Genomic DNA, 15,637 nt, shown 5'->3' on the forward strand with positions numbered 1-15,637 from the left:
CCAGTGTGCGCGGTGCCCCGGGGAGCGAGCCCGCTGTTACTTGCCGAGATTCGGGTACAGCGGGTGCTTGTCGGCCAGAGCGGTCACTCGGGCCTTGAGCGCCTCGGTGTCGTAGGACGGCTGGAGAGCCAGCGCGATCACGTCGGCGACCTCGCGGAAGTCCTCGGCCCGGAAGCCGCGGGTGGCGAGGGCCGGGGTGCCGATCCGCAGGCCGGAGGTGACCATCGGCGGGCGCGGGTCGTTCGGGACCGCGTTGCGGTTGACCGTGATGCCGACCTCGTGGAGGCGGTCCTCGGCCTGCTGGCCGTCGAGCTCCGAGTCGCGCAGGTCGACGAGGACCAGGTGCACGTCGGTGCCGCCGGACAGGACGTTGACGCCCGCCGCGCGGGACTCCGGGGTCGTCAGGCGCTCGGCGAGGAGCTGGGCGCCCTCGATCGTGCGGGCCTGGCGCTCCTTGAAGTCCTCCGAGGCGGCGACCTTGAAGGAGACGGCCTTGGCCGCGATCACGTGCTCCAGGGGACCGCCCTGGAAGCCCGGGAAGACCGCCGAGTTCAGCTTCTTCGCGAAGTCCTTGTTGCGGGCGAGGATGATGCCGCCGCGCGGACCGCCGAGCGTCTTGTGCGTCGTGGACGTGACGACATCGGCGTGCGGGACCGGGTTGGGGTGCAGGCCCGCGGCCACGAGGCCCGCGAAGTGCGCCATGTCGACCCAGAGCAGCGCCTCGACCTCGTCGGCGATGCGACGGAACTCGGCGAAGTCCAGCTGGCGCGGGTACGCCGACCAGCCGGCGATGATCACCTTCGGGCGGTGCTCCTTGGCGAGCCGCTCGACCTCGGCCATGTCGACCAGGCCCGCGTCGTCCACGTGGTACGGGACCACGTTGAACTGCTTGCCGGAGAAGTTCAGGCGCATGCCGTGCGTGAGGTGGCCGCCGTGCGCCAGGTCCAGGCCGAGGATCGTGTCGCCCGGCTTGGCGATGGCGAAGAGCGCGGCCTGGTTCGCGGAGGCGCCGGAGTGCGGCTGCACGTTCGCGTACTCGGCGCCGAAGAGCGCCTTCACGCGGTCGATGGCGATCTGCTCGGTGACGTCGACGTGCTCGCAGCCGCCGTAGTAGCGGCGGCCGGGGTAGCCCTCCGCGTACTTGTTGGTGAGGACCGAGCCCTGGGCCTCCATGACGGCGGCCGGGGCGAAGTTCTCCGACGCGATCATTTCGAGGGTCGACTGCTGGCGCTTCAGCTCGGCGTCGACCGCGAGGGCGACCTCGGGGTCGAGCTCGTGCAGGGATTCGTTCAGTACGGACATCAGGGGGTCAGCTCCCGGAGAACTCGGTGTACTCGTCGGCGGAGAGCAGGTCCTTCGGCTCGTCGGCCAGCCGGACCTTGAACAGCCAGCCGCCCTCGAACGGGGCCGAGTTGACGAGGGCCGGGTCGTCGACGACGTCCTGGTTGATCTCGGTGACCTCGCCGCCGACGGGGGAGTACAGGTCGGAGACCGACTTGGTCGACTCGAGCTCGCCGCAGGTCTCGCCCGCGGTCACGGTGTCACCGACCTCGGGGAGCTGGACGAACACGATGTCACCGAGCGCGTTCGCGGCGTGCTCCGTGATGCCGATCGTGGCGACGCCATCCTCGACGGCGGAGAGCCACTCGTGCTCCTTGCTGTAACGCAGCTGCTGGGGGTTGCTCATGAGGCGAATTCTCCTGTACGCGGGAAGGTGCTGGTGACAGAGGGGGCGCCGGTGCGCGGCGCGGACTACTTCTGGCGCTTGTAGAACGGCAGCGCCACGACCTCGTACGGCTCGTGCTTGCCGCGGATGTCGACACCGACCCCCGATGAAGAAGCAGCACCGGCCTCGGCGTGCGCCGGGTCCACGTACGCCATCGCGATCGGCTTGCCCAGTGTCGGGGACGGGGCGCCGGAGGTGACCTCGCCGATCACCGTGCCGTCGACGACGACGGACATCCCGGCGCGCGGGACACGGCGGCCCTCGGCGATGAGGCCGACGAGCTTGCGGGGCGGGTTGGCCTCGGCGCGCTCGGCGGCGGCGACCAGCGCGTCGTGGCCCACGAAGTCGTCCCCGTGCGAGGTCTTCTCGAACTTCACGACGCGGCCGAGACCGGCGTCGAAGGGTGTGAGGTCGGTCGTCAGCTCGTGCCCGTACAGCGGCATGCCCGCCTCCAGGCGCAGCGTGTCCCGGCAGGAAAGGCCGGCGGGGATCAGGCCGTACTCGGCGCCCGCCTCGGTCAGCGCCTGCCACAGCTTCTCGGCGTCGGCGGGGGCGACGAACAGCTCGAAGCCGTCCTCGCCGGTGTAGCCGGTGCGCGCGATGAGCGCCTGTACGCCGGCGACGGTGCCGGGCAGCCCCGCGTAGTACTTCAGGCCGTCCAGGTCCGCGTCCGTGACGGACTTCACGATCGCCGCGGAGGTCGGGCCCTGCACCGCGAGCAGCGCGTACGCGTCCCGGTCGTCGCGGACCTCGGCGTCGAAGCCGACGGCGCGCTCGGTGAGGGCGTCGAGGACGACCTGCGCGTTGCCCGCGTTCGCGACCACCATGTAGGTGGTCTCCTCCAGCCGGTACACGATCAGGTCGTCGAGGATCCCGCCGTCGGCGCGGCAGATCATGGTGTAGCGGGCGCGGCCGAGGCCGACGGAGCCGATGTTGCCGACGAGCGCGTGGTTGAGCAGGTCCGCGGCGGCGGGACCGGACACCGTGATCTCGCCCATGTGGGAGAGGTCGAAGAGGCCGGCACGCGTGCGTACCGCGTTGTGCTCGTCGCGCTCGCTGCCGTAGCGCAGCGGCATGTCCCAGCCGGCGAAGTCGGTCATCGTCGCCCCGAGTGAACGATGCAGGGCGTCAAGGGCAGTGGTGCGGCTCATGGCTGGTGTGCTCCCGGTGGCATGACGACGATGGCGGAGTCCCGCTGATCGCGCGCGGGACGTCCTCCCCATCTGTCATCGGAACCTGAGAGGTTCGCCCCGAGGGGGCTTGCACCTTGGGTGGGGGCGTCACGTCACAAAGACGCCCCACTTTTCAGATCTGCCTCGCCCGCGCGGTACGGGGCCTGAGAGATTCAAGGGAGGAACTTGCTCCTTCGGCGTCCGGGGACCCGTGGGTACCCGGAACTCTCCCGCGCGGATTCAAGCGGCCGGTATGCAGTTTGCGCGCACATCATTGCATGCCCGTCCGACAGGGAAAGCCCTTGAGTGGCATTACCTTCTCTTTACACTTGAGGGGCAAGGGTGGCGTGACCGGAACGGGGAGGACGATCACGGTGCAGAAGGCAGTGGCGGGGGCGTACGCGGTGGCGGCTTCGGCGCCGGTGGTGGCGGGGGTGCGGACCTCCGGCCGCCGCTCGGTGCGGGACCTGCGCGGCCGCCGCGGTCACACGCCGCGCCTGCTCGCCTTCGCGGCGGGCGACCTCGTCGTGCTCTCGGGCCTGCCGGGCAGCGGAAAGTCGACGCTGATGCGGCGGGCCGTGGCGGAGATCCGGATCGACTCGCAGGACACCCGCGAGCGTTGGGCCGCGCGCATGCCGCGCCACCTGCCGTACGCGCTGTACCGCCCGCTGGTCCGCGTCGCGCACTACGTGGGGCTGCGCCGGGCGATGCGCTCGGGCGTGAGCGTCGTCGTGCACGACTGCGGTACGCAGGCGTGGGTGCGCCGCTGGGTGATCCGCACGGCGCGGCGGCGCGGCGCGGCCGTCCACCTGATGCTGCTCGACGTACCGGCGGACACGGCCCTCGAGGGGCAGCGGGACCGCGGCCGCGGGGTGTCCCGGTACGCCTTCGCCCGGCACCGCAGAGCGGTGGGCGCGCTCGTCAGCTCGACGGAGCAGGGGAACCTGCCGGCCGGGATGGATTCGGCGGTGCTGCTCGACCGGGCGGCGATGGAGGCGCTGGGAGGGATCACGTTCGACGACTGACAGCGGTTAAGGTCGGCGGGCAGCAGCAGCGGGCGGAACAGCAGAGGTTGATGGCAGTCATGGAGTTCCCAGGTACCCCGGAGCCGGGGCACGATCACGCCCAGGGGCACGAGGGCGGCTACGCCCACCCCGCGCAGGGCTGGCCGGCCAACGAGCTGGAGGAGGTCCTCGCCGCGGCGCTCGGGCGGCCGGAGTCCGGCGCCCGCGTCGTCGAGGTGCTCGGCCGCAGCCACGTGTGGATCCCGCTGCCCAGGGGCGGTTCGAACGCCAGCAGGGACCTCGATCTGCCGAGCCTGGAGATCGGGGGCCAGGCCTACGTCCCCGTGTTCAGCTCCGAGCAGCAGTTCATGGCGGTCACCGGTGGCCGGATGGACTGCACCGTGGCCCCGGCCGTGGAGTTCGCGCGCGGGCTTCCGCCGCAGCTCGGCATCGCCGTGAACCCGGACGGCACGGTGGGTGTGCCGCTTCCGCCGCAGGCCGTCGCCGAGCTGGCCCGCAGTGGCCGCACGCCGCTGGACGGCCCGGCGGCGGGTGGCCGCGTGGTGCTCAGCGAGCCGGACTGGCAGGTCGACCCCATGGACTTCCTGGCCGCGGTGCGTGAGGAGTTCGAGGCGCTCGGCACGGTACTGAGCGCCCGGCGCTGCCTCGCGACCGTGGAGGACGCCGAGCCGTCCCTGTTCATCGGCGTGGAGCTGCTGGCGCAGGCCGCCGGCGCCGCGGGCGGCGCGCGGGACGTTCCGCTGGACGCGCTGGGGCGGGCGCTGGGCCGCGCGCCGGTGGCCTGGACCGTCAACCTGGTGTTCCTGGACGTGACGCAGGACCCGGTCGCGGACTGGCTGCGTACACACGTACGGCCGTTCTACGTACGAGAAGGGTGACGGCGTCCGTCAAGTCGGTGTCAGTATCGCCGCTTAAGCTGGTTTCATGACGTGACCGGTCGGCGCTTCGCTCTCCGGCCACGTGTGGGACACGGACGTATGTGAAGAGCCGAAGGGGCGGTTACGGGTGAGTGCGTCGGGCACGGCCGCGGCTGGACAAGTCGAGCACATGCTGCGCCAGGTGACGCCGGGACGCTACGACGCGTACGAGGCGCTCCTCAAGGCCCTCGCCGACCCCGCGGCCGGGCAGGTCTGGATGCTGCTCTGGCACGGCCAGGCCGGATCCCCTGACGCCCAGTACGGGAACATGGAGGTGGACGGCTTCTCGTACGCCCCGTGCGTCACCTCCGCCCAGGAGCTCTCCGCCTCCGGCTGGTCAAGGGCGTACGAGGTGGTGAGCGGGGTCGACGCGGCGCGCACGCTCTACCCGGACCAGTACGGGCTCTGGCTGAACCCGCACGCGCCGGGTGGCGGCGTCGGCATCCCGTGGCTCGACCTGCGCCGCATCGCGGGCGGCCTCGACCGGCAGCCGGCGGGCCCGCTGAGGCTCTCCGAGCCCGCGATCGAAATCCCCCAGTTCTATGCGGTGTTGACGCAGAACGCCCATCGCACGACGGCGATCCGCTCGCTGCGCCGTGCCTGGGTCCAGCCGACGCTCGGCGCGCCCTACCTGGCCATCGGCCTGGACGTCTACGACACGTCCCCGGCGTCCGTGGACGCGGTCCGGGCGATGATGCAGCAGTCCATCCCGGCGGTCCCCGAGGGCCTCCCGGTCTCCACGGTCGCGATGTCGGACGAGTACGACCCCATTGCCATGTGGCTCCGGGCCAACGCGCGGCCGTTCTACGACCGCGAGGCGCATGTCGCTCCCGCTGGCGGTGGGTACGGGTATCCGCCGCCGTACGGCGCTACGCGCTGAAAGGATGCCCTCAAACGCCGGGCGGGCTTGATTCATCCGGACGGGCTGGAACATTCCAGCCCGCCTTTGGACGAGAGGCACATCTTTTTGCGCCGGTGCCGCCCCAACTGTCCCGGTTGCGCGGCCATTCGGCCGCTTGTGGCCCAACTGCCCACCGTCCGCACCCCGTTCACCCCTCTCCGGATAACGGAACACCCCAGCCTGCATCACGTTTAGGCATCCTTTCGCTGTCAAGTCTGGTAACAGATCGCGCCCAGGTTGAAGACTCCCGCAGCAAGGGGGCTTCGCCTCTGTGTACGACGGACTGAACCACGCCGCCACAGCGGCAAGTGCGGGCCGGTCACCGCCGGTTGAGAGGGGTCCTTGCCACGATGACGGCACCATTGCACGACACGAGCGCGGAAGCGGAACCGAGCGCCCCGGTCGAGCCTGCCAAGGGAGACGGAGAGCGCAAGGTCGAGGGCCGGTCGCTCAAGCAGATCGCCTGGAACCGGCTGAAGCGCGACAAGGTCGCCCTCGGCGGTGGCATCGTTGTCGTCCTTCTGATCCTGGTCGCGGTCTTCGCTCCGCTCATCGTCAGCCTGCTCGGCCACCCGCCGAACCAGTTCCACCAGGACAAGCTGGACGAGCTGACGAACCTGCCCAAGGGCGCCCTGGGCGGCGTCAGCGCGGATCACCTCTTCGGCGTGGAGCCCAACAAGGGCCGCGACATCTTCAGCCGCATCGTCTACGGCACCCGCGTCTCGATGCTGGTCGCCTTCCTCGCCGCAGTCGTCGCCGTCGTGCTCGGCACCCTCTTCGGCATCATCGCCGGCTACTTCGGCGGCTGGGCGGACGCGGTGATCAGCCGCGTGATGGACGTGCTGCTGTCCTTCCCGCAGCTCCTTTTCATCATCTCCCTGGTCTCCGTCCTCCCCAACGACCTGCTCGGCCTCACCGGCAGCGGCGTGCGCATCATGATTCTGATCATGGTGATCGGCTTCTTCGGCTGGCCGTACATCGGCCGGATCGTGCGCGGGCAGACGCTCTCCCTGCGCGAGCGGGAGTACGTGGAGGCGGCACGCAGCCTCGGCGGCGGGCCCCGGCACATCCTCTTCCGCGAGCTGCTGCCGAACCTGGTGGCGCCCATCACCGTGTACACCACGCTGATGATCCCCACCAACATCCTCACGGAGGCGGCGCTCAGCTTCCTCGGCGCCGGTGTCCGGCCGCCGACCGCCTCGTGGGGCGGCATGCTGCGGGACGCGCTCAGCACCTACGAGCACGACCCGATGTTCATGGTCTTCCCTGGCGTGGCGATCTTCATCACCGTGCTGGCCTTCAACCTCTTCGGGGACGGCCTGCGCGACGCGCTCGACCCCAAGGGCACCCGATAGACACCCGTCAACTGCCCCTGCCGTCCTGTCAGGAGCACTCCCTGTAGGTCCCTCATGGCCCTGCGGCCGCAAGGTCAAGGACCGCGATTCCCGGAGGATGCGAGAAGAATGCCCAAAGGTTTCCAGAGTCGACGGATGACGGCGGCCGCTGCCCTCGTGGCCGCGTCGGCGCTCACCGTCACCGCCTGCGGCGGTGGCGACGACAGCGACAACAAGTCGAAGGGCGCCGGCTACAACGCCGCCATAGGCAAGATCGCCAACAAGTCGACCACAAAGGGCGGCACGCTCCGCATGGTCGCCAAGCAGGACCTGGACAGTTTCGACCCGCAGCGCGCCTACTTCGGCATGGCGTGGGACTTCATGCGCTTCTACAACCGCACCCTGGTGACGTACGACACCAAGCCGGGCGCCGCGGGCAACGCGCTGGTCCCCGACATGGCGAGCGGCATGGCCAAGGTCAGCGACGGCGGCAAGACCTACACGTACAAGCTGCGTTCCGGCCTCACCTGGGAGGACGGCTCGAAGCTGACCTCCAAGGACATCAAGTACGGCATCGAGCGCATCTGGGCCGACGACGTCATCACCGGCGGCCCGGTGTACCTGAAGCAGGTGCTCGACCCCAAGGGCGAGTACAAGGGCCCGTACAAGGACAAGTCCAAGGACAAGCTCGGCCTCAAGGCCATCGACACGCCCGACGACAACACCATCGTCTTCCATCTGCCGCAGCCCAACAGCGACTTCGAGCAGATGCTCGCCATGCCGTCCGGCTCCGCGGTGAAGCAGTCGGCGGACACCCGGGAGAAGTACACGACCAAGCCGATGGCCAACGGTCCGTACAAGGTCCAGTCGCACCAGGCGAACAAGTCGATCGTGCTGGTCCGCAACAAGGCGTGGAAGAAGTCCTCGGACCCGAACAACCCCGCGCTGCCGGACAAGATCACGGTCGCGATCAACAAGAACCTCGAAGAGAACGACAAGAACCTGATGGCCGGCCAGTACGACGTCGACCTCAACGGCACCGGCATGACCCAGTCCGGCCGGACCACCGCCGTGACGGACAACAGGGCCGACGTCGACAACATGCAGACGCCGTTCGTCCGTTACGTGGCCCTGGTCACGACGACCAAGCCGATGGACAACGTCAACTGCCGCAAGGCCGTCTTCTACGCCACCGACTTCAAGAGCCTGCAGCAGACCCGCGGCGGCGAGGTCGCGGCCGGCAAGATCGCCAACAACCCCTTCCCGAAGGCGGTTCCGGGCCACGACGACGCGTACGACCCGTACGGCGTGGTGGAGCGCAAGGGCAAGCCGGACGTGGCCAAGGCCAAGGACGCGTTGAAGAAGTGCGGCAAGCCGAGCGGCTTCTCGACCGTGCTGACCGCGCGCAGCGACCAGCCCGGTGAGGAGGACGCCGCCGAGGCGCTGCAGGAGCAGCTCGGCAAGGTCGGCATCAAGCTGACCATCGACACCTTCTCCGGTGCCGACGCCTCCTCCATCTCCGGCGACCTGAAGAAGGTCAAGGAGCGCGGCTACGGCATGACGATGAGTGGTTGGGGTCCGGACTTCAACACCGGCCAGGGCTTCGGCCAGCCGCTGTGGGACAGCCGCTTCATCCAGAAGACCGGCAACTACAACGAGTCGCAGATCGACGACCCGAAGATCGACAAGATGTTCGACAACGCGCTGAAGACGACCGACAAGGCCGAGGCGAAGAGCATCTACACCGACATGGGTCACCGGATCCTGGACGAGGCCTACTGGATGCCGTTCATCTACGAGGCCAACATCACCTGGCGCGGGCCGCGACTGACGAACGCCTACTCGGCTCCCGCCTGGAGTGGCCGCTACGACTACGCCAAGCTCGGAGTGACGAAGTAGCAGCGACCGACTCGCTGACATCCCAGCCGACACCCACCAGTCCGAAGGGCAGGTGATGGTCCCGGCAGGCGGCCGGACCCCGTAACCCGAGGTCCGGCCGCCCAGGGGCCGCGCACAGTGCTTGCTTACCTCATCCGGCGCCTGAGCGCCGTCATTGTGATGGTGCTGATCGTCCTGCTGACGACGTTCGCCATCTTCTTCCTGCTGCCGAAGTGGTCCGGGCAGGACGTCGCCACGCTCTTCGCGGGCAAGGCCACATCGCCGGAGCAGCTTGCGGGCATCCGCGTCAAGCTCGGGCTCAACGACCCGCTGCTGGTGCAGTTCTGGGACTTCGTCAGGGCGATCCCGATGGGCCGGGACTACGTCTCCGGCGGCAGTGTGACCCACTGTCCAGCGCCGTGCCTCGGCTACTCCTTCCGCACGGAGGAGCCGGTCTGGAACACCATCACCGGCGCCCTGCCGGTGACCGTGGCGCTCGCCGCGGGCGCGTGCGTCCTGTGGCTGGTCGGCGGCGTGGCCGTGGGTGTCGTCTCCGCGCTGAAGCGGGGCACCGTCTGGGACCGCAGCGCGATGATCGCCGCGCTCTCCGGCGTCTCCATGCCGATCTTCTTCACCGGCATGGTGATGATGGGCATCTTCGTCCACAGCCTGGGGCTCATCAAGATCAGCGACAGCCTGTCCAGCGACCAGTCCATCGGGACCTGGATCGAGACGCTGATCCTGCCCTGGATCGCCCTGGCCTTCCTGCAGGCGGCGATGTACGCCCGCCTCACCCGGGCCACCATGCTCGAGGTCATGGGCGAGGACTACATCCGCACCGCCCGCTCCAAGGGCCTCGGCGAACGGGCCGTCATCACCCGGCACGCCCTGCGCTCCACGATGACGCCGATCCTCACCGTCTTCGGTCTCGACCTGGGCGTCCTGATGGGCGGCGCCATCCTGACGGAGTCGACCTTCGGCCTGAAGGGCGTCGGATTCGAAGCCGTCAACGCCGTCGAGGCCAAAGACCTCCCGGTGATCCTGGGGGTCACCCTGGTCATGTCGCTGGCCATCGCCATCGCGAACCTCGTCGTCGACATGATGTACGCCGTGATCGACCCCCGAGTGAGGCTGGGATGAGCGAGCAGAGCAACACAGGGACCGTCGTGGGCGAGCCCTTCGCGGCCGACTCCCGGCCCCCGACCGCCTTCCTCGAGGTCCGTGACCTCAAGGTGCACTTCCCCACCGACGACGGCCTGGTGAAGTCCGTCGACGGCCTGAACTTCTCGTTGGAGAAGGGCCGGACCCTCGGCATCGTGGGCGAGTCCGGCTCCGGTAAGTCCGTGACCTCGCTGGGCATCATGGGCCTGCACACGGTCGGCCAGTACTCCAAGCGCCGGGCGCAGGTATCCGGCGAGATCTGGCTGGACGGGGAGGAACTGCTGTCCTCCCCGAAGGACAAGGTGCGCCGGCTGCGCGGCCGCGAGATGGCGATGATCTTCCAGGATCCGCTGTCGGCGCTGCACCCGTACTACACGATCGGCAAGCAGATCGTGGAGGCCTACCGGGTCCACCACAACGTGGACAAGAAGGTCGCGCGCAAGCGGGCCGTCGAGATGCTCGACCGCGTCGGCATCCCGCAGCCCGACAAGCGGGTCGACTCCTATCCGCACGAGTTCTCGGGCGGCATGCGCCAGCGCGCGATGATCGCGATGGCGCTGGTCAACAACCCCGAACTCCTCATCGCCGACGAGCCGACCACCGCGCTCGACGTGACGGTGCAGGCGCAGATCCTCGACCTGATCCGCGATCTGCAGAAGGAGTTCGGCTCGGCCGTCATCATGATCACGCACGACCTCGGTGTCGTCGCGGAGATGGCGGACGAGCTGCTCGTCATGTACGGCGGCCGCTGCGTGGAGCGGGGGACCGCCGAGCAGGTCTTCAGCACGCCCCAACATCCGTACACCTGGGGCCTGCTGGGCTCGATGCCGCGCATCGACCGGGACCAGGGGGAGCGGCTCACCCCGGTCAAGGGCTCCCCGCCCAGCCTCATCAACCTGCCGAGCGGCTGCGCCTTCAACCCGCGCTGCCCGTACGCGGACGTGCCCAAGGACAACATCACGCGCACCGAGCGCCCCGAACTGCGGGAAGTCGGCTCCGGACACTTCTCCGCCTGCCACATGTCGGGCGAGGAACGCGAGCGGATCTGGACCGAAGAGATTGCGCCGAAGCTGTGACGGACGCCAAAGGACCTGACACCGAGATGACGCCCTCTACGATCCCCCAGCAGGCGACGACCTCTCCGGACCCGGCGGCCGGTGAGCCGCTGCTCAAGGTCGAAGGACTGGTCAAGCACTTCCCCATCCGCAAGGGCCTGCTCAAGCGGCAGGTCGCCGCGGTGCAGGCGGTCGACGGGCTCTCCTTCGACGTCCGCGCCGGTGAGACGCTCGGCGTGGTGGGCGAGTCCGGCTGCGGCAAGTCGACCATGGGCCGGCTGATCACGCGGCTCCTTGAACCCACGGCCGGACGCGTCGAGTTCGAGGGCCAGGACATCACGCACCTGGGCACCGGCGGGATGCGGCCGCTGCGCCGCGACGTCCAGATGATCTTCCAGGACCCGTACTCGTCGCTGAACCCGCGCCACAACATCGGCGCGATCGTCGGCGCTCCGTTCCGGATCCAGGGGGTCAAGCCCGAGGGCGGCGTGCGCAAGACCGTCCAGGAACTCCTGGAGAAGGTCGGCCTCAACCCCGAGCACTACAACCGCTATCCGCACGAGTTCTCCGGCGGGCAGCGTCAACGCATCGGCATCGCGCGGGCGTTGGCGCTCAATCCGAAGCTGGTGGTGGCGGACGAGCCGGTGTCGGCGCTTGACGTCTCCATCCAGGCTCAGGTCGTGAACCTCCTTGACGACCTCCAGGACGAGCTCGGCCTCACGTACGTGATCATCGCGCACGACCTCTCGGTCATCCGGCACGTCTCGGACCGGATCGCGGTCATGTACCTCGGCAAGATCGTCGAGTTGGCGGACCGCGACGACCTCTACTCGAAGCCGATGCACCCGTACACGAAGGCGCTGCTCTCGGCGGTGCCGGTGCCGGACCCCAAGCGGCGCGGCGTGAAGTCGGAACGCATCCTGCTGCGCGGCGACGTCCCGTCACCGATCGATCCGCCCACCGGGTGCCGGTTCCATACGCGGTGCTGGAAGGCGACGGAGCTCTGCAAGACGACCGAGCCCCCGCTCATCCCGCTCGCCACGGCCCACCAGGTGGCGTGCCACCACCCGGAGAACGCGGCGGACCAGGCGCCGGAGGACTCCACGCTCCTCCAGGTGGCGAAGGAGGCGATCGACGTGATCACGGTCCCGGAACCCACACCCCCCAAGGACTGAAAAGACCGGGGCTCCGCCCCGCACCCCGCTGCGGCGATTGGTATTTCCAGCCCCGCCGGCGATTGAGGCGCGGGGTCCGGGGCGGAGCCCCGTGGCGTAGGACCGGTGCCGCGTGCCGGGCGCAACCCGTTCCCGCGCAAATGGCCCGATGGGGTCATGTACACGCCGACCGCCGAGCGGCAGAGTTCCGCTGTCCGTTACACCGGAACCCGCTCGAAGGGACGCCCATGGCCCTCTCCCGTTCGGCACGCCTGGCCGCGCTCACCGTAGCCGCCGCCTCCTTCTGCCTGATAGCCGCCGGCCCCGCCCCCACCCCCGGCTCCGACGGCATCGGCGACCCGTACTTCCCCCAGCTCGGCAACGGCGGCTTCGACGCCCGCCACTACGCCCTCGACGTCGCGTACAACCCCGACACCGACCGCCTCGACGGCCGTACGACCCTCACCGCGCGCGCCACCCAGAACCTCTCCGCCTTCGACCTCGACCTGCAGAAGCTGACCGTCACCAAGGTCGAAGTGAACGGCAGACGCGCCGAGTTCACCCGCAGCGGCGACGAACTGCGCGTCACACCGCGTGCCTCGCTCCACAAGGGCAAGACCTTCACCACGACCGTCACCTACGGCGGCGTGCCCGAGCCCCTCAGCGGCCCCATCGTCTTCGGCTCCGACTACGGCTGGATGAAGACGGCGGACGGCGTCTTCGTCGCGTGCGAGCCGAACGCCGCCTCCACCTGGTTCCCGTCCAGCGACCACCCGTCGGACAAGGCCACGTACGACATCCGTATCAAGGCCCCGAAGGGTCTGACCGGTGTCTCCAACGGCCGCCTTGTCGACACGTACGACACCGACAAGGGCAAGCAGACCGTCCATCACTGGCGCGAGTCGAAGCCCATGGCGACGTATCTCGCGACCGCCAGCATCGGCAAGTTCGACGTGAAGAGCGGTAAGACGCCCGCCGGAACCCCCATCTACGTAGCCATCGACCCGGTCCTCGCCAACAGCAACAACGTCGACGTGTACGCGGTGACCGCCGAGGCCACCGATTACTGGTCGCGGGTCTTCGGCCCGTACCCCTTCGAGGAGACGGGCGCGGTCGTCGACGACATGCCGCAGGCCGGATTCTCGCTGGAGACCCAGTCCAAGCCCAGCTACTCCGCCGTCCGCTCCGAGTCGACGATCGTGCACGAGCTGGCCCACCAATGGTTCGGCGACTCGGTCTCCGTCGATCAGTGGAAGGACATCTGGCTCAACGAGGGCTTCGCCACGTACGCCCAGTGGCTGTGGACCGAGCACAAGGGCGGCGCCTCGGCCCACGACTCCTTCCTCGCGGGCTACAACTCCCGCCCGGCGGACTCCACCTTCTGGCAGGTGAAGGTCGGCGACCCGCAGCGCGACACGATGTTCGCCTCCGCCGTCTACCAACGCGGCGCGATGACGCTCCAGATGCTGCGCGAGCGCATCGGCGACAAGGCGTTCTTCAAGCTGCTGCCGAAGTGGACGCAGGCGAACCGGTACGGCAACGCCCGGACGTCCGACTTCATCGCCCTCGCCGAAAGGGTCTCCGGCAAGCAGCTCGACAACCTCTTCGACACCTGGCTGTTCACCACGGGCAAGCCGAGTCTGTAGCAGCGCCCCCGACAGGTAAGAATGTCGGGTGCTTGAGGAACTGTTCACGCCCTCCGTCCAGCATTGGCTCGACCTCATCGGGATCTTCGTCTTCGCGATCTCCGGTGCCCTGATGGCCGTCCGTAAGAACTGGGACGTCTTCGGGATCGCCGCGCTCGCCGAGGTCACCGCGCTGGGCGGAGGCGTGTTCCGCGACCTGGTCATCGGCGCCGTGCCACCGGCCGCGTTCGTCGACCTCGGCTATTTCGTCACGCCGCTGATCGCCGCCGCGCTCGTCTTCTTCCTGCACCCGGAGGTCGAGCGCACCCAGACGGCGGTGAACGTCTTCGACGCGGCGGGCCTCGGCCTGTTCTGCGTCACGGGCACGACGAAGGCGTACGACCACGGGCTCGGGCTCACCGCGTCCGCGGCGCTCGGCCTCGCCACCGCGGTCGGCGGCGGTGTGCTGCGCGACATCATCGCCAACGAGGTGCCGTCCCTCGTGCGCTGGGACCGCGACCTGTACGCGGTGCCCGCCATGGTCGGCGCCGGGATCGTCGCCCTGTGCATCCACCTCGACGCCCTGGGCCCCATCACCAGCACCCTCGCGGCCCTCACCGCGTTCGTTCTGCGACTGCTCGCGATGCGCTACCACTGGCGGGCGCCGCGCGCGTGGAACCGCAGGTCCGCCGGGGTGGAAGTGACCGAGGAGACTCCGTAGTCAAGGGTTGATGATTGGTGCAAGCTACCGCTTAGTAATTTCCTGTTGTACGTTTCCGTGTATGGCAGACGCAGTATCCACGCAGAGTCGCCCGGCCGTCATCGGCGACAGCGAGTTCGACCGCGACACCGCCGTCACCCGGCGCGCGGGCGAACCCGGTGTCTACGACATCGACCTCTCCGCGGGCTGGACGATCATCAACGCCCTCAACGGCGGCTACCTCCTCGCCGTGCTCGGCCGCGCTCTCGCGGACGCCTTGCCGCACGACGACCCGTTCACGGTGTCGGCGCACTACCTGACCGCGTCGGCGCCGGGCCCCGCCGTGATCAGGACCGATGTGGCCCGCTCCGGTCGCACCCTCTCCACCGGCCAGGCCTCCCTGTTCCAGTACGCGGAGGACGGCAGCGAGGTCGAGCGGATCCGGGTCATCGCCGGCTACGGCGACTTGAGCTCGCTCCCCGACGACGTGCGCACGAGCGCCGAGCCGCCCGTCATGCCGCCTGCCGAACAGTGCTTCGGTGCGGGCGACGCACCCGAGGGCGCGCCGCCCGTGCCCGGCAGCTCCGCGATCTCCGACCGGCTGGACCTGAAGCTCGACCCGGCCACGCTGGGCTGGGCGCTCGGCGCGCCGTCCGGCAAGGGCGAGATGCGTGCCTGGTTCGGCCTCGCCGACGGCCGCGACATGGACCCGCTGTCGCTGCTGCTCGCGGTGGACGCGCTGCCGCCGACCGCCTTCGAGATGGGCCTCAAGGGCTGGGTACCGACGGTCGAGCTGACCGTCCACGTACGCTGCCGCCCGGCTCCGGGCCCCGTCCGGGTGTCGATCGCGACGCGCAACCTGGCCGGCGGCTTCCTGGAGGAGGACGCCGAAATCTGGGACACGCAGGACCGCCTGGTGGCCCAATCCCGCCAACTCGCCCGCGTACGCCTCGACTGACCCCATCAAGCCCCGCCGGCGATTGAGGCGC

General features: G+C 69.2%; 14 protein-coding genes and 2 riboswitches. Of the genes, 11 read left to right on the plus strand and 3 right to left on the minus strand.

All coding sequences use genetic code 11. The features are described 5' to 3' along the window. Window positions 1-36: 36 nt before the first annotated feature. The 3 genes from glyA to gcvT form a co-directional block, all read right to left on the minus strand. Entirely contained in the window at window positions 37-1,302 is a 1,266-nt protein-coding gene (glyA, locus tag ACWD2L_RS08760; protein WP_351335340.1) for a serine hydroxymethyltransferase, read from the minus strand. A gap of 7 nt (window positions 1,303-1,309) precedes the next feature. Beyond that, window positions 1,310-1,687, minus strand: coding sequence for a glycine cleavage system protein GcvH (gene gcvH / locus ACWD2L_RS08765; protein WP_351335343.1), 378 nt, complete (start codon window positions 1,685-1,687; stop codon window positions 1,310-1,312). 65 nt (window positions 1,688-1,752) lie between these two features. Next, on the minus strand, window positions 1,753-2,877 hold the full coding sequence (gene gcvT / locus ACWD2L_RS08770; RefSeq protein WP_351335346.1) for a glycine cleavage system aminomethyltransferase GcvT: 1,125 nt from the start codon (window positions 2,875-2,877) through the stop codon (window positions 1,753-1,755). Window positions 2,878-2,939: 62 nt separating this feature from the next. Further along, window positions 2,940-3,041: riboswitch (glycine riboswitch) on the minus strand. Beyond that, window positions 3,042-3,141: riboswitch (glycine riboswitch) on the minus strand. 125 nt (window positions 3,142-3,266) lie between these two features. On the opposite strand from gcvT, the gene ACWD2L_RS08775 reads away from it, so the two are divergent. From ACWD2L_RS08775 to ACWD2L_RS08825, 11 genes are all read left to right on the plus strand, one after another. After that, window positions 3,267-3,923: an AAA family ATPase gene (locus tag ACWD2L_RS08775; protein WP_451188178.1), complete on the plus strand. Its 657-nt coding sequence runs from the start codon at window positions 3,267-3,269 to the stop codon at window positions 3,921-3,923. Between the two features lie 59 nt (window positions 3,924-3,982). Beyond that, a complete protein-coding gene (locus ACWD2L_RS08780) occupies window positions 3,983-4,801 on the plus strand; it encodes an enhanced serine sensitivity protein SseB (RefSeq protein ID WP_351335349.1) in 819 nt (272 codons plus the stop codon). Between the two features lie 127 nt (window positions 4,802-4,928). Beyond that, window positions 4,929-5,720: an enhanced serine sensitivity protein SseB C-terminal domain-containing protein gene (locus ACWD2L_RS08785; protein WP_351335352.1), complete on the plus strand. Its 792-nt coding sequence runs from the start codon at window positions 4,929-4,931 to the stop codon at window positions 5,718-5,720. 371 nt (window positions 5,721-6,091) lie between these two features. Then, window positions 6,092-7,096 (plus strand): ABC transporter permease, encoded by a 1,005-nt coding sequence (locus ACWD2L_RS08790; RefSeq protein WP_351335355.1) that lies wholly within the window; start codon window positions 6,092-6,094, stop codon window positions 7,094-7,096. A 108-nt stretch (window positions 7,097-7,204) separates the two neighbouring features. Then, window positions 7,205-8,974 carry an ABC transporter substrate-binding protein gene (locus ACWD2L_RS08795; RefSeq protein ID WP_451188062.1) on the plus strand — a complete coding sequence of 590 codons (1,770 nt, stop codon included), beginning with the start codon at window positions 7,205-7,207 and terminating at the stop codon, window positions 8,972-8,974. A gap of 117 nt (window positions 8,975-9,091) precedes the next feature. After that, window positions 9,092-10,093 (plus strand): ABC transporter permease, encoded by a 1,002-nt coding sequence (locus ACWD2L_RS08800; protein ID WP_351335360.1) that lies wholly within the window; start codon window positions 9,092-9,094, stop codon window positions 10,091-10,093. Next, a complete protein-coding gene (locus ACWD2L_RS08805; protein ID WP_351335362.1) occupies window positions 10,090-11,190 on the plus strand; it encodes an ABC transporter ATP-binding protein in 1,101 nt (366 codons plus the stop codon). The genes ACWD2L_RS08800 and ACWD2L_RS08805 overlap by 4 nt, the downstream gene beginning before the upstream one ends. A gap of 26 nt (window positions 11,191-11,216) precedes the next feature. Further along, the gene (locus ACWD2L_RS08810; protein ID WP_351335365.1) at window positions 11,217-12,344 is read left to right on the plus strand and encodes an ABC transporter ATP-binding protein; all 1,128 of its coding nucleotides are present in this window, start codon (window positions 11,217-11,219) and stop codon (window positions 12,342-12,344) included. Between the two features lie 227 nt (window positions 12,345-12,571). Beyond that, entirely contained in the window at window positions 12,572-13,969 is a 1,398-nt protein-coding gene (locus ACWD2L_RS08815) for a M1 family metallopeptidase (protein WP_351335368.1), read from the plus strand. A gap of 28 nt (window positions 13,970-13,997) precedes the next feature. Continuing rightward, the gene (locus ACWD2L_RS08820) at window positions 13,998-14,669 is read left to right on the plus strand and encodes a trimeric intracellular cation channel family protein (RefSeq protein WP_351335370.1); all 672 of its coding nucleotides are present in this window, start codon (window positions 13,998-14,000) and stop codon (window positions 14,667-14,669) included. Window positions 14,670-14,730: 61 nt separating this feature from the next. Beyond that, window positions 14,731-15,606 carry a thioesterase family protein gene (locus ACWD2L_RS08825; RefSeq protein ID WP_351335372.1) on the plus strand — a complete coding sequence of 292 codons (876 nt, stop codon included), beginning with the start codon at window positions 14,731-14,733 and terminating at the stop codon, window positions 15,604-15,606. Window positions 15,607-15,637 lie beyond the last annotated feature (31 nt).

It is taken from the genome of Streptomyces sp. NPDC002754 (assembly GCF_053592315.1).

What these genes read in the sequence shown, in the direction of transcription:
- glyA (WP_351335340.1), bottom strand. Translation starts at nt 1,302, where the DNA reads ATGTCCGTACTGAACGAATCCCTGCACGAGCTCGACCCCGAGGTCGCC.
- gcvH (WP_351335343.1), bottom strand. Translation starts at nt 1,687, where the DNA reads ATGAGCAACCCCCAGCAGCTGCGTTACAGCAAGGAGCACGAGTGGCTC.
- gcvT (WP_351335346.1), bottom strand. Translation starts at nt 2,877, where the DNA reads ATGAGCCGCACCACTGCCCTTGACGCCCTGCATCGTTCACTCGGGGCG.
- ACWD2L_RS08780 (WP_351335349.1), top strand. Translation starts at nt 3,983, where the DNA reads ATGGAGTTCCCAGGTACCCCGGAGCCGGGGCACGATCACGCCCAGGGG.
- ACWD2L_RS08790 (WP_351335355.1), top strand. Translation starts at nt 6,092, where the DNA reads ATGACGGCACCATTGCACGACACGAGCGCGGAAGCGGAACCGAGCGCC.
- ACWD2L_RS08795 (WP_451188062.1), top strand. Translation starts at nt 7,205, where the DNA reads ATGCCCAAAGGTTTCCAGAGTCGACGGATGACGGCGGCCGCTGCCCTC.
- ACWD2L_RS08805 (WP_351335362.1), top strand. Translation starts at nt 10,090, where the DNA reads ATGAGCGAGCAGAGCAACACAGGGACCGTCGTGGGCGAGCCCTTCGCG.
- ACWD2L_RS08810 (WP_351335365.1), top strand. Translation starts at nt 11,217, where the DNA reads ATGACGCCCTCTACGATCCCCCAGCAGGCGACGACCTCTCCGGACCCG.
- ACWD2L_RS08815 (WP_351335368.1), top strand. Translation starts at nt 12,572, where the DNA reads ATGGCCCTCTCCCGTTCGGCACGCCTGGCCGCGCTCACCGTAGCCGCC.
- ACWD2L_RS08825 (WP_351335372.1), top strand. Translation starts at nt 14,731, where the DNA reads ATGGCAGACGCAGTATCCACGCAGAGTCGCCCGGCCGTCATCGGCGAC.